We start from the raw sequence: 24,459 nt of genomic DNA on the forward strand, positions 1-24,459 counted from the left end.
TCCCATAAATTATTAATAAAAAACTTAATCAATAATAACCGTTCTTTTAAGTACACTTTTTGGTGGAGGCTAACTCAGTCGAATAACCTATTGATTAGGACATTAGCAAGGCTTATGCATTTAACCTTATCTATTAGGTATCAAATACAAATAACTAAAGAAGCAAAAATTGGCCCTGGGCTCAATTTAGGTCATGCTACTGGAATAGTTTTAAGTCCAACAGTAGAAATTGGAGCTAACTGCAATATTAGCCAATTTGTAAACATTGGAAGTAACCATGGGAAAGCTGCCTCTATTGCAGATAACGTGTATATAGGTCCTATGGTTTGCATAGTCGAAAATGTTGTCATAGGAAATAACGTCACTATTGGTGCTGGCTCTGTGGTTATTAAGGATATACCTGAAAATTCAACGGCTGTTGGTAATCCTTCTCGAGTAGTCAACCAAAATAATCCTGGCCGATACATTATGAATAAATATAATGCCTAAAAAACATATCGCTTTAATTATGCCTCTTTCAACTTACGACTGGGGCAGTAACAATTGTGGCGGCGTAGATAGTGTATGCCAGATGCTTGCAGAATATATGGTTAACCAAGATGACGCTAACCATAGGTTTACCATTATCGGTCTCGACCCGCAAAGTAAAACTCCTTTCACTGGTGATGTTATTCGTCTATCAGGTAATGTTGATTTTATTTGGCTGCCTGCATCAAGCAAGCAATTAAAATTTAAAATCCCTGGCATTATTTGGCAAAATTGGCATGTTCGTAAGTTGTTAAAAACTTTAAACCCTGATTTAGTACATACCCACTTTTGGAGTTTATTAATAGGCAGTGGTTTTAAAGGTAAGTCACTCGTTACAGTTCATAGCTATAAAAAAATAGCACGACGTAACGTTGGAGTACTTAATAATTTCCTATATGAAAAGATAATTCCCTTAATTACAACAAGGCGAAGTGATAAAGTGGTGGTTGTAGGAAAACAATTACAAACAGCATTGTCTAATGATGGCGTAAAATCGCAGCTTGTCCACAATCCAATAGATCACGTATATTTTGATACTAGTTATGTTAAACATGAGCGAAGTGAAATTAAACTTGTTACGTGTGCGTTACTAACACCAAGAAAGAAGGTTGAAGACTCTATTGATTTATTGGCGGAGTTAGTGAGTAATGGCATTGATTCTACCTTAGCTATAATAGGGCCAGCTGCCGATAAAGTATATACAGAGCAGCTAAAAAAACAGGTATCTTCCTTAGGGTTAGAAAACAATGTAGCCTTTTTAGGTAAACTAAATAAAACCCAAATTGTTAAACAGTATCTTAATGCTGACTTAGGTGTATTTACTTCTAGTGAAGAGACCTTCGGCTTAGTACCTCTAGAAATGTTAGCAGTTGGATTGCCTCTATTAACAACTGAAGTTGGGATACTTGAAGATGAGAAAACTTTCTTTGAGAAAATGGGCGTTTTATATTTTTCTGACACGATAACCCCTAACCATATCAAAAATTTAATTGCTAATCATAATGTTAATGAGTCTAAAAGCGAGCTTGAAGTAAAATTTAATATTGCATCTGTTTTCGCGCAATATATTGATTTATATAAAAAGTGTAGTGAAAAAAATAATGATTAGCTCGTTACTTAAATATGCTCCAGTGCAAATTTTTGCTGCAATTAGTGTTTTCGTATTAATTAGTATTCATACCAAGTTATTAACTACTACTGAATATGGTATGTTGGCATTAATGCTACTAACAGTTGAAATTGTAAGAGCGGTAGCTGCCCAGTGGGTTAACGCTAGCATGTTGCGCTTACTCCCTAGTAAAAAAACAGAAGAGTATGAACATTTTGCAGCAGTTGCTAGCTCGATTATTTTATGTTGCACAGTACCTGCTCTGGCATTGGTTAGCTTGGGGTTATATTTAACAGATTTATTAACCTTATATACGTTTTTAGCTACCTTTTTAGTTTTTTTAACTAAAGCTCTCTATCAGTTCTATCTTGAATTAGCCCGTATAATGGAGCGTTTAAACCAATATAGAATTGCCGTACTTACTCAATCTATTATGGCTATAGTAATTACAGGCAGCTTGCTAGTTTATTCTCCTAATATACTTTCTGCGTTATCAGCCCTTGCTTTGAGCTACATAGCTGCAGGTTTAGTTGTTTTTAAACCGCTTAAAATCAGTATTAATAAACTTAAGACTGCAGATGCTCAGGCTATTTTCTCTTATGGCTTACCACTTATGGCCAGTGGCTTAGTTGCAGCAATATCAAGTCGGTTAGACCGCTACTTTATTGCCGACTCATTAGATTTAGCACAAACAGGTATTTATGCTGCTATATCAAATATTTTATTAGGAATTGGCGCACTTATTTTTATGGTAGTAGCCTTACCAAGTTATCCTGAATTAACAAAAAAAATTAACGATAAAGCCGCTTTGTACAAAGCCCATGGTGAATATTTAACTTTATTATGTTTAATTTCAGCTCCTGCTTTAGTTGGGTTTTGTATTTTAGCCGAGCCTATAACGCACCTATTACTTAGTGAAGAATATTTATCACAAGGTTCTACTGTTATTTATATTTTATGTGCGGGAGTGTTTGTTTTAAATTTGAAGGCGCATTATATAGACCATGGTTTACAGTTCTCTTTAAACACTAAATACCTGCCAAAAATCAGTGTTTTCTCATTAGTATTAAACCTATCATTACTAGTTACTTTGATTCCTCCTTTTGGTTTGATAGGTGCAGCGAGTGCTTTTTTAATTGCTAATATTATCGCATTGATTATGAGCCTATGGTTATCACTAAAAAAAGGGTATAAATACGCTGTACCGTTGCAGGTATACAAAATTCTACTTTCAACTGTGTGTATGGCTATATTCCTTCCAGAATTACGTGTTTATAACTTTGTGGTAATTAACATACCCATAGTCAATATTATTATTGATGTAGTTATTGGCGTGAGCATTTTCTCATGTGTGCTTGCCTTACTGAATTATAAAAAATGTAAAGCATGGGTAATAAATAAATGAAAAGTGAAAATATATATAAAGTAATGATGTTCACTTTTTTGACAGCCTTTATTTTTGGCGGCTATTTGCTAGAAAACGTAGGTATAAAATACGTATCAGAAGGCGGAAATCCGTTAGTTAAAATACATATTTCGACGTATATATTAATGCTGACCGTTGCTATTTTTACGCTTAGAAGAGGTATTAATGTGCCTTTAACCAGCCTAAGAGAGCTTAGAGCATCTTGGCTAATAAGTTTTTTGTGTATTGTACTTGTTATATTTTACGGCTTAATTAGATTTGGTACGTCGGGGATGGCTTACTTGGTCGATACTATGGTAGCCCCGCTTTTAGCTCTATATTTATTGAGTCAGTTGAGTACCACTCATAAAAATAAACTATTAACGTTGCTTGCATACTTATTATTCATAAATTCAGTTATAGCTATTTTAGAGTTTATGCTTGGTAGTTCACTGATATCTGTTCAGTTCTCTAGTTTTAGTTATTTCAGATCTGTTGCTTTACTGACTCATCCACTCAATAACGCGTTGATTACTGCTGCATTGGCACCTTTACTAATGAGCTATACGCGAATTCCTTATTTAATCTATTTTACTGTAGTTACGTTAGCACTATTTGCTTTTGGTGGAAGGGGAGCTACTGGGGTATTTCTGCTAGGTATGTTCTTGCTTGTAATGCCTAAAATTCCATCATTTGTGTCTAACGGTTTTAGAGTATCTAAAATGCGCTTTGCAGTAATACAAGCGCTCGCTTTTTTTGCATCTATTTTCACTGTATTAACAATAACTTTGACTCCAATTGGAGCGCGTATCTTAAATAAATTACATGTTGACTCTAGTGCTCAGGCTAGATTTGATGTGTTTATTATTTTGGAACAATTGAGTTTTAGTGAGTGGCTTCTTGGCGCACCAGCCTCGATCATGCAGAATATTAAATTTTATATTGGTATCAATACGATAGAAAATTATATTGTTGGCTGGATTGTGAGTTTTGGATTAATTTCAACGGTTTTACTTTTAATTGCTTGTTTTAGCACTGCTGGGAAATTGGCTCTCAATGGTCCAACACAATTAAAAGTAGCATTGTTTGTTTTATTAGGGGCTTCGGTTACCAATAACGCACTAGCAACAAAAACCCCCGTACTTCTATTTTTTATTTCTTGTTTATATTTGGTTTATTCCACTAAAGCGACTGATGATGAAAAGGTTGGGGTTAAGTGATTTATATATTACAAATTCGCTATTAAAGTTTTTTTGATAAGTGATTTAATAATTTTTTAAGAATAAGTAAGAGGTCATTAGTGAGTGCAATAATTTTAGGTTCTGGGCCCCAAGCTCTTTATGTTCTTCGGCTATTAGCAAGGCAAGGTGAAAAAGTATTGTTGGTTTCTTTAGATGAGAAAATTGCATTTCATTCTAAGTATGGTGAAAAGTTATGTGTTAAAGACCCTCAAGAATTTATAAAAAAACTAAAATTGCTGAATCGTGATTTCAATGAAATGCACATCTGTGGCGGTAAAGAGTTGCAGGCTATTGTTGACTATGGAAAAGAATTAAGTTCACTGTATGACATATATCCTAAACCATTCGAGCTAATAAAACTCTTTGCCCATAAAGATTCAACTTACAATTTTTTTAAAGAAATAGGCATTAAATATCCAAGAAGCTACGAACCGACTACCTTATATGAAAATGGTGAATTACCAAATCCAATTTTGGTTAAATGGAATCAGGACGTATTACATAGTACTAGTGACGCTAACTTTAAAACAAAAGTTTTTAATTGCTTTAGTGATTTTCAGCACTTTTATACAAGTGTGAGCAAAAACACACTCCAATATCTAATCTTTCAAGATTATATAAGTGGAGCAGAGGATTCTAACATATCGCTACAACTTTCAATTTCAAGTGAGCATGTAGCATACCTTTTGACTAGAAAGTGCCGAATATCTAAAAACGGTTTTGGTTCTTATGTAGAAGAGTTTGAAGCTCCCACTGCTTTTATGGATTTTATATACAGACCGATAGTTGAACTCTTAAAAAGTTCTAATTATGTCGGTTTAATCGAAGTAGAGTTTAAAGAATGCGATCAAACAGGGACATATTTTTTAATTGAAGCAAACTCAAGGCCATGCGGCTTAATGAGTGCGATAGGTAGCAAATATACTACCCCTTCTAAGTTGCTCTATGGAAAGGCGGAAGAGGGAGAGCGTTTAAACACAACCATAAAATGGTCATCGTTTTTGAGAGATATTCAATCTTGTATGATCTTATTTACCAAAACTAAATCATTTAAAAAGTACTTTAAAGATAACTTATCAATTCTTAGATCAAATAGTACTGATATATTCGATTTAAAAGATTTAAAACCATTTTTTATGCAGGTAAAAAAATGATTATTAAGATTTTAAAACGATGTAAGACTGACGGCTTCTACAATGTTTTTATAATGTTCTTGAAAAAAGTCACAGGTTTTTTTTATAGAAAAACAAGTACATTAGGCTTTGAATTAAACATCTCAGAACTTGAATTTGAAAAACTGAAAACAGTGGATTTAAAAGATATAGATAAACCAATAGGGATTTTGCACTTATCAAAAGCGGATGTTGCAAATAGCTTTGAAGGTGGGGGTGAATGCTTCGTTGCAAAGGTAAATGATGAAGTGGCAGGTTTCACTTTTTTATCCTTTGGTAAAAAGGAAATCGCTGGATTCGGAGAGGTTTTACTTAGTGCTAATAACTCTGCATGGATTGGCCCTGTTTTTGTTGATAAAAAGCACAGAGGTAAAGGTATAAATAAAGCAATGATATTTTTTGCAATTGAGAAATGTAAAGCAAAGGGAGTATCTAAAATTGTAACTTCTATAAATGCTCAAAATCTATCATCAATAGCCTCTTTCACTAAAACTGGGTTTAAACAGGTATCAGAAGTTAAAACTTTAATGATACTTGGCAAAAGGTATGAGCTTTCAAGGGAAACTAATGACTAATATTATAACAATTGACTATGAGTTATTTGGAAGTGGTAAGGGATGTGTTTTTAAACATTTAATCGACCCTACTTATAAAATGTTGAAAGCGTTTGATAAACTTGGCACCAAGGCTACTTTTTTTATTGAAATACTAGAAGTTGAAAAGCTGATAGGCTTAAAAGAGTTATATCCAGAAGAGAGTAATGAATATCTGGGGGCAGTTGCAATAGAAAATCAAATTGCTGAGCTAATAAAGCAAGGCCATGATATTCAGCTTCACTTACATCCGCAATGGTACAATGCCGAGTATATTAACGGGCAGTGGAAATTAAACCATCAATGGTGGAGCTTTTCTGATCTTCCCGAGCGTTCAACTAAGGGGTCACCCGGGAAATATGAACTTCTAGCTTTAGGTAAAGAAATGCTTGAAAAGCGTGTTAGAGACGTAGACCCAAATTATAATTGTACTGCTTTTCGTGCGGGCGGTTATAACGTAGGTAATTCATATGAAAGTGTCAATGCACTGTTAGATAATAATATTTACTGCGACTCTTCAGTTTGCCCTGGTTTTTTTTCTAACAGCCTCTCTAATTATGATTTTACAATGGCGCCTAGTAACCTTCCTTATTGGCATTGTGATGACTCAATAATTGTACCAAGTGATAAAAAATCCGTTAGAAGATTGCTTGAGCTACCATTATTGACAATCAGTGTTAATAAACTACAACGATTTAGCTTGGCTAGAGTATTTTCTACCATTAAAAATCGCCAATATAAAAACGTACCATATTCTCATAATAGAGAAGATAAAAGCGCTCAAAATATTGAAATGCTTAAAAATAGTAATTTTGATATGTGTTTATCTAGTTCTATGGAAATTACTCGTTTTAAAGTTGCAATTAAACAAAGACGTATACAAGACCCTAACTACCCGCTAGTGCTAATTGCACACCCTAAGGATTTGAGCTTATTTAGCCCATTTTCAAAAGTACTTTCGCAATTCAATAGTTTTATGACGCTTAATGAATACACTGAAAAAATGGACTTAGTGGAATGTTAAACAGCAAAATATATAAACTAGCACCAATATTTATCCAAAACAGTATTTTAACAATACGTGGATTTATTCGAGTTAAACTAAAAAGAAATAATTTTTCAGAAGAGACTCTTCGTAATATTCATAGAAATGAGCGTTCGGCGGATAATCTACAATCTTATTCCGACGCAATGCTCGAATCGTGTATTGATAATGCTCTAAAGAATGTTGGTTTTTATAAGGAACAAGCATTAACAGATAAATCTATTAATGGCTTTCCTGTTATAGATAAGAGCGTGGTTCGCAATAATCCAAGCGCTTTTATTTCAGATGTTAAGCCTAAAGTAGTGATCAGTGGTGCAACAAGCGGTACAACAGGGAGCCCTCTTAATATTTATCAAGACCTCATTGCAGTGAATAGAGAGCAGGCTTTTTTTGATAGACAGCGAGAGTGGGCTGGCTATAAAAAGGGTGATAAAAGAGCATGGATTCGTGGGGATATGGTTGTGCCCTTTGCTCAAAAACAATCTCCATTTTGGCGTTATTCATATTTTGAAGATATGATTTTGTTATCTTCTTTTCATATTTCTGCTATTACAATACCTGATTATATTAAAGCTATGGTCGATTTTGGTGTAGAAGTTATACAGGCATATCCATCTTCTATCGTTGCATTAGCAAGGTACTTAGAGTCTATTGATAGTTACTACCCTAGTAAAATAAAATCAATCCTCACATCTTCTGAGTCTTTATCTGAAGAAGATCGTCACTTAATTGAGACTCGGTTTAACTGTAAAGTATTTGACTGGTATGGTTTATTTGAGCGAGTAGCTGCGATAGGCCAGTGTGAACATGGAAGATACCACCTCCTAACCGATTATTCCCATGTAGAACTAATGCCCGTTGATGCGACAGGGCGACATGAAATTATTGGCACTAATTTTAATAATCATTATTTCCCTTTGATAAGATATAAAACAGGTGACTACGTTTATTTATCTAGTGAAAAGTCATGCCCTTGTGGCAGAGTTTTCCCTATTATAGAAAAAATTGAAGGTCGAGTTGGCGACTATTTAGTGGCAGAAGATAATCAGAAAATTCACATATTAAATCATATCCCAAAAGGGGTTGCAGGGTTAATTGCTTGCCAGTTTTATCAGCAAAAAAAAGGAGCTGTTCATATCTTTGTTATGGTAGATACAGCTGTTTTTAACGAAAATGAGCGCAACATTCTAGTTGAAAATACTAAAGAGCGTTTAGGTCAGAGCATAGCTGTAACTGTTGAAGTTGTGGACAGCATTCAACGGACTAAAAATGGTAAAATGCGACAAGCTATTTGTAAAATTAAGGATTAAAATGAAGAAAAGAATTAATTTAATGGTTGGGCCAAAACGTGAAGGTCAAGGAGGAATCTCAACCGTTATTAACAGTTATTTTGAAATGGGGTTTGTTGACGAAAATAATATTAAGTTAGTTTCTGTGAACAAATCTGGCGTTAGTCATTTTTTGATGAAATTGTTCTTCTTATTATCAATTTTTAAAATTATTTTTTTACTTTTGCTTTATAAAATTGAAGTTGCTCATGTTCATATGGCATCAAGAGGAAGTTATAGTCGTAAGTCATTAATAGTAAGAATACTAAAGTTTTTTAATGTGAAAGTAATACTTCATTTGCATGGTGCTGAGTTTAGAGATTTTTATTCTAATGAATGTTCAGATGACAAACAGCAGCATATTAGAAATACGTTCATGATGGTAGATAAAGTGCTTGTCTTATCTACGCAATGGTTAGACTGGGCGGCGGATACCTTCCCAACAACTGAACATTTTCAAGTTTTGTACAACTCTGTCATTCCTATTGCAAATAATGGTAGTGATTCTCAAATAGGAAAAGTCGTTTTCCTTGGTCGTATTGGTGAGAGAAAAGGAGCAGGGGATTTAATTAGAGCTTTCCATAAGGTTAAAGCCAAATGTCCAAATGCTAAATTAGAGTTAGCTGGTGATGGTGATATCGAAAAATTCACAGCGTTAGCTTCTGAACTTGATATTTCAGACTCGGTTATGTTCTTAGGGTGGATCAGTGGAGATAAAAAATTATCTGTTTTACGATCTGCTGATATATATTGTTTGCCTAGCTATAACGAAGGTTTCCCTATGGGGGTTATTGAGGCTATGTCTGCAAATATTTGCGTCGTTTCGACTTATGCCGGAGGTATCCCTGATGCAATTGAATCTGATAAAGATGGTTTATTAGTGAATGCAGGTGATGTTGAAGCCCTAGCACAAGCATTAATTAAACTAATAAAGGATAGAGAGTTAAATGCTCAATTAGCTAAGTCTGGAAAGATAAAGTTTGAAAACAATTTTTCCCAACAAGCAATTCTTCCTCAGCTACAGTCTATATACGACAGCTTAACTAGAAAAGCAGAGGCTGCTTGATTATGACTGACAGCTTTTATTGCGCAAATACAATACTCAAACAAGCACAAAAATATGAATACGCTGGTCAGGATCCATTTGATGGGCTCAATAGTAAACTATTTGAATTAATTCCTCGATTTAAACAAGGCATTGTAGGGCTTGCTTGGATTCAGCTGCATAAACGTTTAGCTATTAACTTGCGACCATTATGTGCTGTGCCCAAAAAGCGAAACCCAAAGGGTATTGGTTTATTTATTTTAGGTTTATTGGAAGACTATAAAGCAACTAATGAGCAAACTTATTTAGATGAAGCGATAAAGCTAGCTGATTGGTTATTGACCCAGCAAAGTGATAAATCTATTTGGCAGCATAGCTGTTGGGGTTATCACTTTGACTGGAATGCTCGTGCTTTTTTTGTACCTAAAGGTAAGCCAAACGTAATTACTACTATTTATGTTGCTCAGGCTTTATATGCATTAAGTGAAATCACCAAAGACAAAAAATACTCAGATCCTGCAATTGATAGTGCACATTTTATTGTAAAAAACATTATATAAAGAATGTGATGGTAGGCAGTTTTTTGGTTACATACCGGGTGACTCAGTGTACATAATGCTAGCCTTTGGGGCGCTGCATGGGTTGCAAAAGTTGCGGTACTTACTAACAACCAACATTACAAACAGCTTGCTTTAAATGCAGCAAGGCAGTCGGTAAGCGAACAGGGACTTGATGGTTCATGGGTATATGGTGCTCGCCATCATCATCAGTTTATTGATGGCTTTCATACCGGTTATAATCTAGAGGCACTTCGCTTATTGAGTGATGAGTTGCAAATTGATGAGTTTGAATCGGCAATTGCAAAAGGCCTTACTTATTATAAAACGCATTTGTTTGAGCAAGATAGCACCGCAAAATATTACAATAATAATCGCTACCCACTCGATATGCACAGCGTGTCGCAGGCTGTGTTTACGCTATTAAAAGTAGGTAAAACGCCAGATGACTTTACGATGGCTGAAAAAGTAATAAACCGTGCAATACAAACCTTATATATGCCTAAACAGCAGCGATTTATTTATCAAAAAAATAAGCACTTTACCAATAAGGTTGACTACGTACGTTGGACTCAGGCGTGGGTATATTATTCGTTTGCTTATTTTAATCGCCAAAAAGTAGACATAACGCAGTAAGCAGATACCGAACAACTTTAAAACGGACACAATAATGAAACGTATTGAATTTTTAAAAGCGCCTATGGATATTGCCACCATGCAAGAGACGGTGTCTTTTATTGAAAACAGAATTGAGCAAAAGCAATTTTTACAACATGTTGTGGTTAATGTTGCCAAAATAGTAAATATGCAAAAAGACCCTGTTTTAGCTGAGTCGGTTAAAGCGTGTGAGGTAATTAATATTGATGGTATGGGCGTTGTTTTTGGTGCGCGTTTTTTAGGGCACGAAGTACCAGAGCGTGTAGCAGGGGTTGACTTATTTCATGAATTGTTAGCAATGAGCGCCAAGCGAGACTTCCCTGTGTTTTTGCTCGGTGCCACCGAAGAGGTGGTTAGCAAAACAGTAAGCAAAGTTAAAGCGCAGAACCCAAATTTAAACATAGCAGGTTATAACGATGGCTACTTTTGGGATGATGAAGAGGCCGTTGTCACTAAAATACGCGAATCGGGCGCTAAGTTATTATTTGTTGCGATTACCTCCCCAAAAAAAGAAAATTTTATTAATAAATGGCAAGACAAGCTTGGGGTAGACTTTGTAATGGGTGTTGGCGGTACGTTCGATGTTGTAGCAGGAAAAGTAAAGCGAGCACCACAGTGGATGCAAAAAGCCGGTTTAGAGTGGCTATATAGGGTAATTCAAGAACCAGGCAGAATGTGGAAGCGCTACTTAGTTACAAATTCAAAGTTTGCATACTTATTAATAAAGAATAAGTTTAGTAGCTAATTTTTTAACATTGACTAAAACCCCCCTCCCTCGCAAATCACTTTTAGGCATCAAATTTCAAGCTGACAATATAATAATATAAGAGTTACAACAGAGTAACTCTTATACTCTTATGTAACCTCTGTTCTTTCACAAAAAATTAACAAGTTGCAATTCTTTAAGGTGTGTTTTGTGTTTTTTTTAAATTAATTTTGATTTTTTATTACTGTAACTCATTGATATTATGTTTTTGTGTCCTTTTAGGTACTGAAAATTAGTACTTTCGTAGTGTTTTTTGTTCCTTTTGATTTTATTTGTGTATATAATGTTCACCAATCGCTTGATGAATTAACTTTCATTAAACAAATGACTCAAACTTGGTGCCTATAATGCACTTTTCATTTTCGAGGGAAAAAATGACTAACTCATTACTTAAATTTAAAAAGATAAGTGCAGTGATCGCACTTTCTTTAGCCAGCTCTACAACACTGGCTGCAGACTTAGGCGTAGCCAATAATTTTTCAGCATTTGTTTTTGACGATTTTAAATCGAACTTTGGTCGTGCTGACGGCGCAATTGCCGCCGGTGAAATAGACCTTAAAGGTTACAGCGTGGGTTACACTCGCCCATACAGCCCTGAAGAATATTACCTAATTAGTGAATCTACCATCGACTTTAAATATGGTCGCCAATATGTAGGTAGCATGATCGCAGGCGGCGGTACTGATGTTCACTGGAGTGTTCGTTGGGGGATGGAGTGGGGCTCTAAAATCCTTTCTAACCAAGATGAATCGGCAATGCCATTTAACTTTGATGAACAAGAACAATACTACAAAGATTTAAGTGCGCAATTAAGTGAGCTAGATGAAACAGGTACAGTTTACCGTAAATGGGGAGGCCTTTATTTACAAGGTGATGGCAGTTCTGATAGACAAGTATTTAATTTAGATGCTCGTGACTTTGCTAAAGCGCATACTTTTAAAGTATGGGGTATACCTGCTGATGCCACTATAATTTTTAATATTACAGGTGATGACAACGTAGTTGTTAAAGGTAAGAGTTTTGCGCGTTTACGCCACCATGCAAGTAAAACAGTATTTAACTTTACTAATGCTCAAAAGCTCGATATTAAAGGTAACCGCTGGCAGGGTGTAATATTAGCGCCTTACGCTGACATTAAAGGCGCTTACGGCACGGCTAAAATGCCAATTATTGGCCAAAGTTTTAAAGGCTCTATGGCATTGTTAGGTGGCGAATTCAATGGTGATTTGCCTACAGTTGCAGAGCCTATAGCTCCATTTTCAATGCAACAAAAATGGCAGTGGAACTCAAGTGATTTTATGCCTGAACACATCCAAGTAATTTCTACTCCAGTTGTTGCTCAATTAAACGATGATAATGGTGATGGAGTTATTAACAATAATGACGTTGCTGATGTGGTTATAATATCTTACAAAGATAAAGATTTATCTAATGGTATTGTTAGGGCTTTAAATGGTGTTGATGGAACTGAGCTTTGGAATTATTCAACAGGTACCGTTGCAGCAGATGCGCGGTATTCACCAGCTGTTGCTGACTTAGATGGTGATGGGGTGGTTGAAATTGTTGTTTCGAGTAGGCTTAAAGATTATATTTCTGTCGTTGATAATGAAGGTGTAATTAAAAAACAGATATCAAAAGTCGGTTCTAATTGGTCAACGATTGGTAACGTCTCGATTGCTGATTTAGATAATGATGGCTCTGTAGAGTTTTCGTTAGGTGATGCCGTTTATAACTATGATACTGGGTCAGTTTATACTTTCGATTGGGCTCCTTCTTCAGTAATATTTGATTCTAATTCTGATGGTGTCCAAGAAGTTTTATCTAGTGGTCAGCTTAATGATGTGTATGGAGCAGAACTTTGGAGATATGTTGGTGAGGACAAAATTTGGTTTTCATCAATAGCAGATATTGATGGGGACCAGCAGCCTGAAGTTATTCTGTCTATTCCAGCGACATCAGCTACAGCTAACAAGAGCAAGCTAGTCGCACTTGAAGCTAATGGAAATGTTAAATGGGAGTTAGATAATTCAGTAAACGGCGGTAGCGGTGCACAGTCAATATCTAACTTTTTAGGTAAAGATGATATGGGTATAGCACATGCAGGATATAAATCAATTGATATGTACAATAATCAAGGTGGTTTAGTATGGTCAGTAGCTAATGACGATGAATGGAGTGGTAAGATAGGTTTGAGTGCCTATGACTTTAATGGTGATGGTATTGATGAAGTAATTGTACAAGATCACTACAAAGTAAGAGTGTTAAATGGTGTTAATGGTGAAGTATTATCGACAGTTGCTAACTCATCAGGAACGCTTTGGGAATACCCAATTGTGGTTGACCTAGAGGGCGACGATAATGCAGAGCTTGTTGTTGTATCAAATAATACTGATTCTAGATATAGCATTAACAATGGTGTCACTGTGTATGGTGCTGCTGATAACAGCAAACCTTGGAAAAATGCAACTCGCATTTGGAACCAACACTCATACCATCAAACTAATATTAACCAAGATGGTACTGTACCAACGGTAGAGTTGCCAAGCTGGTTAAATAATAATACTTACCGCTCTAGTACGCTTAAATAAAAAGTACTTTTAGCAAATAAAAAGCCAATTAATTTTTAATTGGCTTTTTATTATTAAATAGTTGTTTAAAATAATTGGCAATTAATAATCACGTTGAATTTGAGGTTTTTTTGTCGAACTTACAGCAAGATCCAGCTATTAGAAGTTTATTAGAGCGAATGCCTAAAAACATTCAATCTACCTTTACCGATGAACAGTTAGCGCATTTAAAAATAGCCATTGGCGCTAGGCAGTGGGGTAACCATACTGTTGATTGCAGAGGCGTAGTTAAGTTTTTTAAATACCGTTATTACTATGTTTTTTTAGCAGGTCGAAACAGGCGTGAATTAAGCTTAAATGAGCAAAAAATAGCAAGGTTTACTCAAGCAATAATTTTAAGTTTTGTAGTCACGTTTACTATTTTATTTACCTTGCTGGTTTTATATTTGATTAAGTCGGCATTGGGAATTGATATTTTTGATGGATATTCGTTTGGGGTTTGGGGTTGGTTTAAGGGGTTATTTAATTAAACTTAAATAAAATGTGAGTATTCTTTTTGATACTTAATAACAAGCAAGAGTTAGCTAAAAGGTTTAAACACGAATTTTAGTACTTTTGTCGGAATCAGTAATTGAACAAAATTGGCTAATACTATATTATCCCCGTGGATTTTGTGAGGTGCTACTCACACTGAATTAGCTATAAGGAATTAAGCAAAATGACATCTCCAAGGACTTTTAAACCTTCAGGTTCCTCTGATGCCAATTTTTACCGATTATTTGATATATTTGCGTTATTTTTAGCTTTTCAGTGCGCAGCCTTACTCTACAGTTTTAAACTCACTCCGATTTATGCTGCCTCTGCATTAACTGTTGCCCTTAGCTTTTTATACAGCGCTGAGCTGTTTTCTACCTATCGCTCTTGGCGTGCAGGGAAATTTAGAACAATGGTAATGTGTGCATGGGGTAGTGTGCTTATTGCTTTTGCGTTTTTATTAGTTGTGTCTTTTGTATTTAAGTTTACCGAGTCGCTTTCACGCGTTGGTGTGGTTATTTGGTTTTTACTAAGTGTGGCTTATTTGTACATTTGGCGCTTAGGGGTTTATTGGTATAAACGTAGTCGCCGTAAACTAGGGCTATCGCAACGCAATGTGGCCATTATTGGTGCCACTGAGTCGGCCGCATACTTACATGCTGAAATAGTTAAACACGATGAGCTTGGGTTTAACTTTAAAGGTTTTTACGACGACAGAAGCCCTGAACGTTTGTTTGAACAACTTGAACAGCAGGGCGTTGAGGGGCGCATTCAAAATGCGGTAGACGCAGCACGTAATGGCGAAATAGACATACTTTATATTGCGCTGCCTATGAAAGCGCAAAAACGCATAGCTGATATTTTATTGCAGTTGGGCGATACCACCGTTGATGTGCATATAGTCCCCGATTTTTTACTCTCAAACTTAATACATGCTCGCATTGAGCACGTGGGTGATGTTGATACATTAAGCGTGTTTGAAGCACCGTGTATTGGTGCTCATGAATTTATAAAGCGAACAGAAGATATTGTTGTTTCAGCTATTATTGTTACCTTAATCACCCCATTATTATTGATTATTGCTGCCGCAATCAAGCTGACATCTAAAGGGCCTATTATATTTAAGCAAGATCGCTATGGCTTAGATGGCCGCAAAATAAAAGTGTGGAAGTTCCGCTCGATGACGGTGACCGAAAACAGCGATGTGGTGACTCAGGCAACTAAAAACGATGCCCGAATAACTCCGTTAGGTGGCTTTTTGCGCCGAACTAGCCTAGACGAACTGCCGCAGTTTATAAATGTTTTAAAAGGTGATATGTCGATTGTTGGCCCAAGGCCCCATGCGGTTGCCCACAACGAAGAATACCGAAAAAAAGTAGAGTTTTACATGTTTAGGCATAAAACCAAACCGGGTATTACCGGTTGGGCACAAATAAACGGCTGGCGCGGCGAAACCGATACTTTAGATAAAATGGCCAAGCGAGTTGAATACGACTTACATTACATTAAACATTGGTCTTTATGGTTTGATGTAAAAATAATTTTTATGACAATTTTTAAGGGATTTAAAAGTGAAAATGCGTACTAATACAATTACCACTTTACTCGTTGCGTTAGGCTTATCAGCACCAGCTTTAGCAGTAGAATTAAAGCCGGGCAGTGTAATGACTAAAGACGGCGCTGAGATTACACCTACGCTGCAACTAGGTGTGAGCAGCAACGACAACTTTTTTATGACGCCGTCTGCCACTCAGTCACGTTTAATATGGAATATAGCGCCGAGTTTAAATGCATTGATTGAAGACGGCCCAGACAGTTATAAATTTGATATTGCATCTAGCACGTCGTTTCATAATAAAGACACTACCGATAACTTTACCCAAGTTAATGTGGGTGCCGGCGTACATAAAGAGTTTACTAGCCAACACCGCTTAGATGTTACTGGTGACGCAGATTGGTTGTACGAGCAACGTGGTGGCGGATTAACTGAAGGCCAGGGCAGCGCACTAGATGAGCTTGTAAATTATCAGCAACAAAACGTAACTGCTCGTTACGAATATGGTGCAGAAAGCTCTAAAGCTCAGGTTGCTTTTACAGCAGGTTACTATAACAAAAATTATCAAAATTTTACGGCAATATCGCAGTTTCGTGATTACGACAAGCCTATGCTAGGTATTACAGGTTATTATAATACCCAAGCTGGTACGCGTGCCTTTTTAGAAGTAAAGCAAGAAAACTACCAATACGACGTTATTGATTCAAACGGTATTACCCGTGATTCAGACGACGTAAAAGTATTATTGGGTATGGAGTGGGAAGCTACAGCCGTTACTACTGGCTCATTTAAAGTGGGTTACCAAAATAAAGATTTTGAGTCAAACCTGCGCGATAACTTTAGTGGTTTAAGTTGGGAAGCTGCTGCAGTTTGGAAACCTCTTACTTATTCATCACTACAGTTGGTTACTAGTCGTGCCGCTAAAGACCCATTACTAGAAGGCGATTACATTCGCGAAAGTGTTTATGGTGCAACATGGCAGCATGATTGGAGCGACTACTTAAGCTCGGTAGTAAGCGCTAATTACGTTGACCAGCAATACTCTGGTAATTTTAACCGAAAAGATAAAGTAAAAAATGCCCGCCTAGGTTTAAATTATTTAGCTAGTAATTTTGGTATGGTAACAGGCTATGTTGATTTTATTGATCGCAATTCTACCCAAACTAATATTGAATTTGACCGCGTAATTGTTGGCCTTAACTTTACATTTGCATTAAAGGGAAATGAATGAAGGTTAAAATTTTAACGGGCTTAATATTATTACTGAGCTTTTGTAGTTTTGCGAACGATTCGCAAAACTACATTTTAGGTGCGGGTGACAAAATAGAAATTAAAGTATTTGGCCAGCCTGATTTAGATGTAACCTCACTGCTTGGTAATAGCGGTGAGATTAACTACCCATTTTTAGGTAAGGTGAAACTAGTTGGTTTAAGTGTTTCGCAAGTTGAGCAAACAATAAGCGAAGGCTTACAGCCGGACTATTTAGTTAACCCTAATGTATATGCGCAAGTTATAGAATACCGACCTTTTTATATTCATGGTGAAGTTAAAGAACCAGGCGCTTACCCTTACCAACCCGCTATGACGGTGAACCAGGCTATTGCGTTAGCCGGTGGGTTAACCGAGCGCGCCTCGGTTGATAAAATATTTATTTTTAAAGAACAAACCAAACAGCAGCAACAAAAAGGTAGTTTAAACAGCCAAATTGCAGCGGGTGACACCATAAAAATAGAACAGCGCTTGTTTTAAGCAGTTTAAGGTAGTAATTAAAAAAATGAATACACACTCTGAAAAACCTAGCAACAACGAGGAAGTTATTGATTTAGGTGCTTACCTTAATGTTATTAAGCAAAGTAAATGGAAAATATTAGGTTTTGCAATTGTAGTGACCTTGCTCACTATAATGGTTGCGTTAACTCTAGTGCCAAAATATGTAGCTACAGCCACTTTATTGATTGAGTCGGAGCAAACCAAAGCGGTCAGCTTTGAGGAAGTATATGGCTTAGACTCAACTAAAAAAGAGTATTACTTAACCCAGTTTGAAGTTATTAAGTCAAACAGCATTGCTCGTGAGGTAATTACTAAGCTTAATTTGAAAGAGCATACCGACTTTATTGCTAAGCCTTCACTCACTGGTGAGTTAAAAGGTATGGTTAAGCAATTACTGCCTTTTTTAAATAAAAAAGAAAGCTCTGTTCTTACAGTTGAGGAGCAAGCCGAACGTGAGATGTTGGGCTTACTTGCTGCGTTTAAGTCTCGTTTAACGGTGTCTCCAATTCGTAATACCCAATTAGTGCGTGTAAGTTTTGAGTCGAGCGACCCTAAGCTGGCAGCTTTAGTAGCTAATACAGTAGGCGAGGTTTACATAGAAAGCCAAATGCGCGCTAAAATGGGCATTACCCAGCAGGCATCGAGCTGGTTAAACACGCGTTTATCAGAGCTACGTATACAACTAGATAGCTCTGAAGTGCGTTTACAAGCTTACCGAGAAGAACAAAAGTTAGTTGATATAGAAGGTATAGCAGGGCTGGTTACCCAAGAGCTTGAGCAAACCTCAAAACAGCTAGTAGATGCGCGAGCGACTAAAAATAACCTAGAAAGCATTAACCGTGTTATTAACGAATATGGTAACGATAACATAGAGTTACTTGGAAGCATGCCTGAAATTACTTCGCACCGTGTAGTACAAGATGTTAAACGCGAAGTAGTATTGGTTGAGCGTAAGGTGAGTGAGCTTAGTGAGGTTTACGGCCCTAAACATCCTAAAATGATTTCAGCTAAAGCTGAGCTTGCTACAGTTAAAACTAACCTTAACAAGCAAATAAAAGGGTTAATTACGGGTATTGAAAAAGAGCTTAACAGAACCACACGCACTGTAAATGCGCTTGAACGCGACTTAGCTAAAATTCGTGCTGAATATCAAGATATTACCCGCAAAGAAACCCAATATAATCAACTAAAGCGTGAAGTTGAGACAAATCGTAACATCTTTAATACCTTTTTATCGCGCTCTAAAGAAACCGAAGTAACCAGTGATTTTAGCTCTGCAGCAGCGCGTTTTACAGACCGTGCTTTTGCACCAAATGAACCGAGCAAGCCTAACAAAAAGTTAATTGTTATTTTAGCCTTTGTAGCCAGTTTTGGTTTTGCAGTAGTAATGACTTTTGTTTTTGATGCCTTAAACGATACAGTTAAAAATAAAAATGATGTCGAAAATAAACTTGCTCAGCGTATGCTTGGTTTGTTGCCTCACGTTGCAGTTCCTAAAAAGAGCTATTTTCCGATTCATGCTTATTTAGAAGATACCTATCGCCGTTTTGCTGAGTCGGTACGTACCTTCCGTACTAGTTTATTGTTAACTCATCTTGACCGTGCGCATCAGGTTATTGCGGTTACCTCTACCTCCCCAGGAGAGGGTAAAACCACCACCTCTGCTAATTTAGCGATGTCGTTGGCACAAATGGGCAAGGTATTACTGATAGATGCCGATTTACGTAAACCAACGTTAGCTAAACGTTTTGATATACCTGTATTTCATCCTGGCTTAAGTAATTTAATGATAGGTACTGAGCAATTAGCTGAGTGTGTACATGTTGATACGCAATCGGGTGTCACTATTATGCCAAGTGGGCAAATACCATCTAATCCACTTGAGTTGTTGTCAAGCCCACGCTTTGCTGAGCTACTTAGCGAGTTAAAAGCGCAGTACGATCATATTATTGTGGATACACCGCCTACCCAAGCGGTAAGCGATGCATTGGTAATCGCGCAAAGTGTTGATTCAGTTGTTTATGTTGTTAAATCAGATATTACCCGTATTAAACCTATTACAGCCGGCCTTGAGCGTTTATTTGAAGTAAAAGCTCACGTTGCTGGTGTGGTACTGAATAAGGTCGATATGAGTAAATCTAAAGATGAGCATAGCCATGGCTACTATGATTATTACGATTACTCACAGCAACCTGAAAAGCCTCAAGCGTAATTAAGTTAATTTATGATTGATATTCATACGCATATTTTGCCGGGTATTGATGATGGCGCTAAAGATTTAACTGAATCTTTAGCGCTTTTAAAATTGGCCGAAAACGATGGCATTACTCATATGGTGGCAACGCCACATATACATGTGGGGCGCTTTAATAATGCGACGGCTCAAATAAAAAACGATTTAGAGAGTTTAAAGCAAGAGGCAAAAAAAGAAGGTATAAATGTAAAGTTGGCTGCCGCTGCTGAAGTACGTTTGGACATAGAACTGATGGCAATGGTGATGGCTAATAAACTGCCTTTTATTGGTAAAATAGCAGACAAAAGCGTGTTGTTATTAGAGTTACCGCACTCTCACATGCCGCAAGGTTACGATAAGTTTATTCAGTGGCTCGCTAAACAAAATATACGCGTTATTATTCCGCACCCAGAGCGTAATCGCGATATTCAGTCAAATCTTTATTATATTCAACACTTAAACCAATTAGGTTGCGATTTTCAGCTAACGGCATCGAGCATTGAAGGTGAGTGGGGTGAAAACGCACAAACTATAGCGTTACAAATGCTAAAAGATGGTTTAGTAAACTATGTTGCCTCTGATGCGCATTCAGTAAAGCGCCGACCTCCTATATTGAGTCAAGCTAGAAAAACAGTAGCGCAGTTAATAGGTGAAGAGCAGGCAACAGCGCTTTTTGTAACTAACCCGCTGCAATTAACCGAGAGCTTATTTAATGACTAAATTAAACATGATCAAGGTAGTGCCTGCTGTTATTTTAGCTCTAATAGTGCTTGTAATTGCATATAGCAGCATGCAAAGTATGCGCGCTAATGCATGGTACTTTCATGCACTTAATATTGTGCAAGAGTCGGATGGTGCTTTATCTGGTTCATCGCTTCAAGCTGCAGAAAATGCGATTACGTTAGCTACGAATATGGATCCCGAGCATCCTCATTATTGGCATTTTTTAGCCCATATAAAATTACTAAGCCTCAGTGGTATAGATACCACATCAAGTGAGCAATCAGATAAAGTAAAGCAAACATATCAACAAGCTGAGCAGGCGCTATTAAAGTCGGTTGAGCTTAGACAAACTTGGGCACAAACTTGGATGAGCTTAGCGCAGGTTGTAAGTTATCAAGAGGGGCCAACAGAGCGGGTATACAATTATATTCAGCAAGCCAAAAAAGTAGGCCCATATAAGTTAGATATTCATTTAGGCATTATTCAAATTGCGTTAATGCACTGGAGTGAACTACCACCTACCTACAAAGCCCTTTATGTGAATGAGCTTAAATTAGCCTCTAAATATGGTTATAAATTTTATGATGTGTTTAGTATGGCTGAGCAAATGAATCGTTTGCCAATAGTGTGTTTATCGCTGCAATTTGGTTCTCATTATGAGGCTATTAGAGGCAGTTGGATGTTTAATAAATACTGTGGTTAAAACACGAGCCACGAGCTTCGAGTAACGGGCCTTGAACCTCGCAGCTCGTCTACTCTGAACTTTTTTTTTTGAACCACAGAGAACACCGAGGCGCTTCGGCTGCACAGAGAAAAAGCTTCAATTTTGGAAATCAATAACTAACAACAGTTCTTTAATCTTTGTCTTTAATTACTTTCTCTGTGTCTCCTATCCTCTGTGGTAAATAAATCACTAAGTTCTTATTGTAATAATAGGGCTGGGTGAGGGATTAAGCTCGTAACCCGACTCTCGCAGCCCGTTAACTTTCGCCTAGACAAAAAAAGACCCAGAGCTATAAGAACTCTGGGTTATAGAGGGGCTCGTATTTGAGCCCTGCGCTAACTAAAGACACTTTCAGATTCTTAGGGAGAAGAAGAAAGTTATTTAAGTATAGTCAAAAGTGCTAAAAATACACATTTTTGTTCGTTTTTTATACTGTCGTAATTACAGTAAGTTACATTTGTTATGCACATCTTTATTAGAGTTTACGCCCAGTTTATTAACTGCGTATTTTGTACTAAATCTCTTGGTAAAGAGTTTTTAACTTTATTTTTTTGCCATTTCCCTAAACCAATAGGGCAACCACATAAAGTTAGGATCACCTCACCGCTGGCTTTGGTTACCTCTTCTAGGCGTATATCTTTACCATTAAAGTAATCGTTAGCCTGTTCATTGGTTAATGCCAGTACATTACTTTTACACTGCTTACCAAATACGGTGGCAAATTCGTGCGTTAGGCGTACGCCATTTTTATGAATAACGCCTACTTGTACCCCTAATCGCGCATATTTAATTTTATTTTGTATTGCTTCAAATTCATCAGGAAACAGCCAAAGCTCTTTGTCGCGTTGTTTTAACGTACCTTGCAGACTCGTTAAACCAAATTGCTTTTTAAGGAAGCTCATAAACGCAGCACTTTGTTTACTATCAAAGTCACTAAAGGGGAACGCGCCTTTTTTAACTTTTAATGTTTGGTTTTCGCAGCTGCTGTGCTTTTTAAATTTGGCAATAAAAAAACCTTCGCTGTCGAACGTTTGCGGCCAAACATGTAAGTAGCCCTCTGTGGTGGTGGCTTTATCAGCCCCTGGGAATAAGTCGCTTAATGACTCAGGGCTTATATATTCGCCAAACTCATCTAATAATGCGCTACATACTTGCTGGTTTTCGAGTGGGGTTAACGTACAGGTTGAATACACTAATGTCCCACCTGGTTTAAGTGCATAAAACGCACTTTTAATCAGATCTTTTTGCACTTGGGCAATGGTAATATTTGACTCGATAGACCAATTTTTTAGCGCGTCACTATCTTTACGAACCGTGCCTTCGCCAGAGCAGGGCGCATCAAGTAAAATGCTGTCAAAGCACTCAAACATGTAGTTGCCAAATACCACACCATCAAAATGTGATAGCGCGCAGTTACCTACACCCATACGCTTTAGCGTGGCACTGAGTACTTTTAAACGTGATGACGACAGCTCATTGGCTACTAGCACGCCTTGATTGTTCATTAACGCGGCAAGTTGTGAGGTTTTAGAGCCCGGTGCCGAGGCCATATCGAGCACTGTGTTACTGGTTTGTAGGCTTTGCTTTAGTGCCATTGGCGGCAACATTGAGCTTGCCTCTTGCACGTACATAGCCCCGCTTAAGTGTAAGTCGGTATTACCCAGCGCTAGGTTTTGCTCTTCATCGTTTGGGCGCTCTAACCAAAAACCTTCATCGCACCAAGGAATAGCGGTAAGTTGCCAGTTTTTTTTAGCCGCTTGTTGCTTAAACTCTTCAACACTCATTTTTAATGTATTAACGCGAACAGATTTACGCAGTGGACGACGACATGCACTTAAAAAATCATCTAAGTTTAGGTGCTCGGGTAAATAGGTTTTTACGTCGTTAACAAATGGCTCAGGGATGTAAGTGTTTGCGTCCACGATTTGGCTCATACAGTCAAAATAAAGCAGGATAATAGCATTTTTAACGATTTTTTTCAGTGTTAAAAACGAAATAGTAACCCTTAAAAGGTGTCGACATCTTGTTGAGTAAAACAGCTTAAATACATTTTTCATTATACTTTTGGCTAATAATGTCGACAATATGGTGGTTTTTCACTCAGTTTAAGTGGTTTTAGGGTTGACAGGTATAAATAATAAGCACATAGTTAACCCATAAATTGTCGACAATATAAAAATACTTTATGACACAGCACTTGTTAAATGAAACATCTATCACAACCGCTTCCGATAAAGTGTTTGTAGATATGCGCCGTGAAATTGTAGAAGGCAGCATTGCACAAGGCAGTAAAATATCTGAGCCGGAGCTTGCAAAGCGTTATGGTGTAAGCCGTGCAACCCTCAGAGAGGCATTAAACCGTTTAGAAAGTTGTTACTTAGTTGAGCGCAAAGCCAATATAGGTTGTCGCGTTGTGGCATTAACCGCAGAGCGTTTAATTGAGGTGTATCAAGTGCGCAGTGCACTTGAAGGGCTTGCATGTCGCCTAGCTGCCGACAATATGGAACCAGATGAAGTACAAGGCTTGAAACAATTACTTAATCAGCATTTGCAAACTCAGCGTGTTAAAGAAGGTGAGTCGTACTATCAAGAGGCCGGCGACTTAGATTTTCATTATCGAATAATCAAAGGCAGTAAAAACGCGCACTTAATTCATTTGTTATGCCACGATCTGTACCAATTAATAAGAATGTACCGTGTACAAATGGGTATGGTAGGGCCACGGGTATCGAAAGCATTTGACGAACACTTAGCCATTATTAACGCCATTGAAAATCATGATGGTGAGCTGGCCGAAATGTTAATGAAGCGCCATATCAGTGCATCACAAGCGAATATACAAACAAAATTTGATGGATATCAACAATCAGTAAAAGCCACTCAAAATGAAATGGCTAACTAGGGTCTG

General features: G+C 37.1%; 22 protein-coding genes. 21 read left to right on the forward strand and 1 reads right to left on the reverse strand.

What is annotated here, in order from left to right; translation table 11 throughout:
- Positions 1-114 precede the first annotated feature (114 nt).
- The 20 genes from PSM_RS06265 (at position 115) to PSM_RS06355 (ending at position 21,530) form a co-directional block, all read left to right on the forward strand.
- Positions 115-489, forward strand: a complete 375-nt coding sequence (locus PSM_RS06265) for a serine O-acetyltransferase (RefSeq protein WP_330217628.1) — start codon at positions 115-117, stop codon at positions 487-489.
- Positions 482-1,636 (forward strand): VpsD family glycosyltransferase, encoded by a 1,155-nt coding sequence (locus tag PSM_RS06270; RefSeq protein WP_013464712.1) that lies wholly within the window; start codon positions 482-484, stop codon positions 1,634-1,636. The genes PSM_RS06265 and PSM_RS06270 overlap by 8 nt, the downstream gene beginning before the upstream one ends.
- Positions 1,629-3,041: a lipopolysaccharide biosynthesis protein gene (locus tag PSM_RS06275; protein ID WP_013464713.1), complete on the forward strand. Its 1,413-nt coding sequence runs from the start codon at positions 1,629-1,631 to the stop codon at positions 3,039-3,041. The genes PSM_RS06270 and PSM_RS06275 overlap by 8 nt, the downstream gene beginning before the upstream one ends.
- Entirely contained in the window at positions 3,038-4,261 is a 1,224-nt protein-coding gene (locus PSM_RS06280) for a VpsF family polysaccharide biosynthesis protein (protein WP_013464714.1), read from the forward strand. Before PSM_RS06275 ends, PSM_RS06280 begins: the two co-directional genes overlap by 4 nt.
- 80 nt (positions 4,262-4,341) lie before the next feature.
- Positions 4,342-5,436 carry a hypothetical protein gene (locus tag PSM_RS06285; RefSeq protein ID WP_013464715.1) on the forward strand — a complete coding sequence of 365 codons (1,095 nt, stop codon included), beginning with the start codon at positions 4,342-4,344 and terminating at the stop codon, positions 5,434-5,436.
- Entirely contained in the window at positions 5,433-6,029 is a 597-nt protein-coding gene (locus PSM_RS06290; RefSeq protein ID WP_013464716.1) for a GNAT family N-acetyltransferase, read from the forward strand. The genes PSM_RS06285 and PSM_RS06290 overlap by 4 nt, the downstream gene beginning before the upstream one ends.
- The gene (locus PSM_RS06295) at positions 6,022-7,071 is read left to right on the forward strand and encodes a hypothetical protein (RefSeq protein ID WP_013464717.1); all 1,050 of its coding nucleotides are present in this window, start codon (positions 6,022-6,024) and stop codon (positions 7,069-7,071) included. Before PSM_RS06290 ends, PSM_RS06295 begins: the two co-directional genes overlap by 8 nt.
- Entirely contained in the window at positions 7,065-8,402 is a 1,338-nt protein-coding gene (locus tag PSM_RS06300) for a phenylacetate--CoA ligase family protein (protein ID WP_013464718.1), read from the forward strand. Before PSM_RS06295 ends, PSM_RS06300 begins: the two co-directional genes overlap by 7 nt.
- Position 8,403: 1 nt before the next feature.
- Complete coding sequence (locus PSM_RS06305; RefSeq protein ID WP_013464719.1) at positions 8,404-9,486, forward strand: glycosyltransferase family 4 protein; 1,083 nt, start codon at positions 8,404-8,406, stop codon at positions 9,484-9,486.
- 2 nt (positions 9,487-9,488) lie between these two features.
- Positions 9,489-10,025 carry a hypothetical protein gene (locus PSM_RS18730; protein ID WP_236613531.1) on the forward strand — a complete coding sequence of 179 codons (537 nt, stop codon included), beginning with the start codon at positions 9,489-9,491 and terminating at the stop codon, positions 10,023-10,025.
- Between the two features lie 258 nt (positions 10,026-10,283).
- On the forward strand, positions 10,284-10,658 hold the full coding sequence (locus tag PSM_RS18735) for a hypothetical protein (protein WP_236613532.1): 375 nt from the start codon (positions 10,284-10,286) through the stop codon (positions 10,656-10,658).
- A 34-nt stretch (positions 10,659-10,692) separates the two neighbouring features.
- Positions 10,693-11,424 (forward strand): WecB/TagA/CpsF family glycosyltransferase, encoded by a 732-nt coding sequence (locus PSM_RS06315; RefSeq protein ID WP_013464720.1) that lies wholly within the window; start codon positions 10,693-10,695, stop codon positions 11,422-11,424.
- A gap of 395 nt (positions 11,425-11,819) precedes the next feature.
- Positions 11,820-14,033 (forward strand): choice-of-anchor A family protein, encoded by a 2,214-nt coding sequence (locus PSM_RS06320; RefSeq protein ID WP_013464721.1) that lies wholly within the window; start codon positions 11,820-11,822, stop codon positions 14,031-14,033.
- A gap of 110 nt (positions 14,034-14,143) precedes the next feature.
- Entirely contained in the window at positions 14,144-14,542 is a 399-nt protein-coding gene (locus tag PSM_RS06325; protein ID WP_041695855.1) for a hypothetical protein, read from the forward strand.
- A 188-nt stretch (positions 14,543-14,730) separates the two neighbouring features.
- Positions 14,731-16,134, forward strand: a complete 1,404-nt coding sequence (locus PSM_RS06330; protein ID WP_013464723.1) for an undecaprenyl-phosphate glucose phosphotransferase — start codon at positions 14,731-14,733, stop codon at positions 16,132-16,134.
- Positions 16,118-17,332 (forward strand): outer membrane beta-barrel protein, encoded by a 1,215-nt coding sequence (locus PSM_RS06335; RefSeq protein ID WP_041695687.1) that lies wholly within the window; start codon positions 16,118-16,120, stop codon positions 17,330-17,332. Before PSM_RS06330 ends, PSM_RS06335 begins: the two co-directional genes overlap by 17 nt.
- Positions 17,329-17,850: a polysaccharide biosynthesis/export family protein gene (locus tag PSM_RS06340; RefSeq protein ID WP_013464725.1), complete on the forward strand. Its 522-nt coding sequence runs from the start codon at positions 17,329-17,331 to the stop codon at positions 17,848-17,850. Before PSM_RS06335 ends, PSM_RS06340 begins: the two co-directional genes overlap by 4 nt.
- A gap of 25 nt (positions 17,851-17,875) precedes the next feature.
- Positions 17,876-20,083 (forward strand): GumC family protein, encoded by a 2,208-nt coding sequence (locus tag PSM_RS06345; protein WP_013464726.1) that lies wholly within the window; start codon positions 17,876-17,878, stop codon positions 20,081-20,083.
- A 12-nt stretch (positions 20,084-20,095) separates the two neighbouring features.
- A complete protein-coding gene (locus PSM_RS06350; protein ID WP_013464727.1) occupies positions 20,096-20,824 on the forward strand; it encodes a tyrosine-protein phosphatase in 729 nt (242 codons plus the stop codon).
- Complete coding sequence (locus tag PSM_RS06355; protein ID WP_013464728.1) at positions 20,817-21,530, forward strand: VpsP family polysaccharide biosynthesis protein; 714 nt, start codon at positions 20,817-20,819, stop codon at positions 21,528-21,530. Before PSM_RS06350 ends, PSM_RS06355 begins: the two co-directional genes overlap by 8 nt.
- A 503-nt stretch (positions 21,531-22,033) precedes the next feature.
- On the opposite strand, the gene rsmF is transcribed toward PSM_RS06355, so the two are convergent.
- On the reverse strand, positions 22,034-23,473 hold the full coding sequence (gene rsmF / locus PSM_RS06360) for a 16S rRNA (cytosine(1407)-C(5))-methyltransferase RsmF (RefSeq protein ID WP_036956313.1): 1,440 nt from the start codon (positions 23,471-23,473) through the stop codon (positions 22,034-22,036).
- Between the two features lie 263 nt (positions 23,474-23,736).
- Between rsmF and PSM_RS06365 the strand changes: the two genes are divergently transcribed.
- Positions 23,737-24,453: a GntR family transcriptional regulator gene (locus PSM_RS06365; RefSeq protein WP_013464730.1), complete on the forward strand. Its 717-nt coding sequence runs from the start codon at positions 23,737-23,739 to the stop codon at positions 24,451-24,453.
- Positions 24,454-24,459: the final 6 nt, after the last annotated feature.

Origin of the sequence: Pseudoalteromonas sp. SM9913 (assembly GCF_000184065.1) — a bacterium.
GTDB lineage: Bacteria > Pseudomonadota > Gammaproteobacteria > Enterobacterales > Alteromonadaceae > Pseudoalteromonas > Pseudoalteromonas tetraodonis.

Coding starts and splice junctions, on each gene's coding strand:
- PSM_RS06280 (WP_013464714.1), top strand. CDS start 3,038: ATGAAAAGTGAAAATATATATAAAGTAATGATGTTCACTTTTTTGACA.
- PSM_RS06365 (WP_013464730.1), top strand. CDS start 23,737: ATGACACAGCACTTGTTAAATGAAACATCTATCACAACCGCTTCCGAT.
- PSM_RS06330 (WP_013464723.1), top strand. CDS start 14,731: ATGACATCTCCAAGGACTTTTAAACCTTCAGGTTCCTCTGATGCCAAT.
- PSM_RS06340 (WP_013464725.1), top strand. CDS start 17,329: ATGAAGGTTAAAATTTTAACGGGCTTAATATTATTACTGAGCTTTTGT.
- PSM_RS06320 (WP_013464721.1), top strand. CDS start 11,820: ATGACTAACTCATTACTTAAATTTAAAAAGATAAGTGCAGTGATCGCA.
- PSM_RS06270 (WP_013464712.1), top strand. CDS start 482: ATGCCTAAAAAACATATCGCTTTAATTATGCCTCTTTCAACTTACGAC.
- PSM_RS06305 (WP_013464719.1), top strand. CDS start 8,404: ATGAAGAAAAGAATTAATTTAATGGTTGGGCCAAAACGTGAAGGTCAA.
- PSM_RS06345 (WP_013464726.1), top strand. CDS start 17,876: ATGAATACACACTCTGAAAAACCTAGCAACAACGAGGAAGTTATTGAT.
- PSM_RS06290 (WP_013464716.1), top strand. CDS start 5,433: ATGATTATTAAGATTTTAAAACGATGTAAGACTGACGGCTTCTACAAT.
- PSM_RS06355 (WP_013464728.1), top strand. CDS start 20,817: ATGACTAAATTAAACATGATCAAGGTAGTGCCTGCTGTTATTTTAGCT.
- PSM_RS06275 (WP_013464713.1), top strand. CDS start 1,629: ATGATTAGCTCGTTACTTAAATATGCTCCAGTGCAAATTTTTGCTGCA.
- PSM_RS06295 (WP_013464717.1), top strand. CDS start 6,022: ATGACTAATATTATAACAATTGACTATGAGTTATTTGGAAGTGGTAAG.
- PSM_RS06315 (WP_013464720.1), top strand. CDS start 10,693: ATGAAACGTATTGAATTTTTAAAAGCGCCTATGGATATTGCCACCATG.
- PSM_RS06265 (WP_330217628.1), top strand. CDS start 115: ATGCATTTAACCTTATCTATTAGGTATCAAATACAAATAACTAAAGAA.
- PSM_RS06300 (WP_013464718.1), top strand. CDS start 7,065: ATGTTAAACAGCAAAATATATAAACTAGCACCAATATTTATCCAAAAC.
- PSM_RS18730 (WP_236613531.1), top strand. CDS start 9,489: ATGACTGACAGCTTTTATTGCGCAAATACAATACTCAAACAAGCACAA.
- PSM_RS06350 (WP_013464727.1), top strand. CDS start 20,096: ATGATTGATATTCATACGCATATTTTGCCGGGTATTGATGATGGCGCT.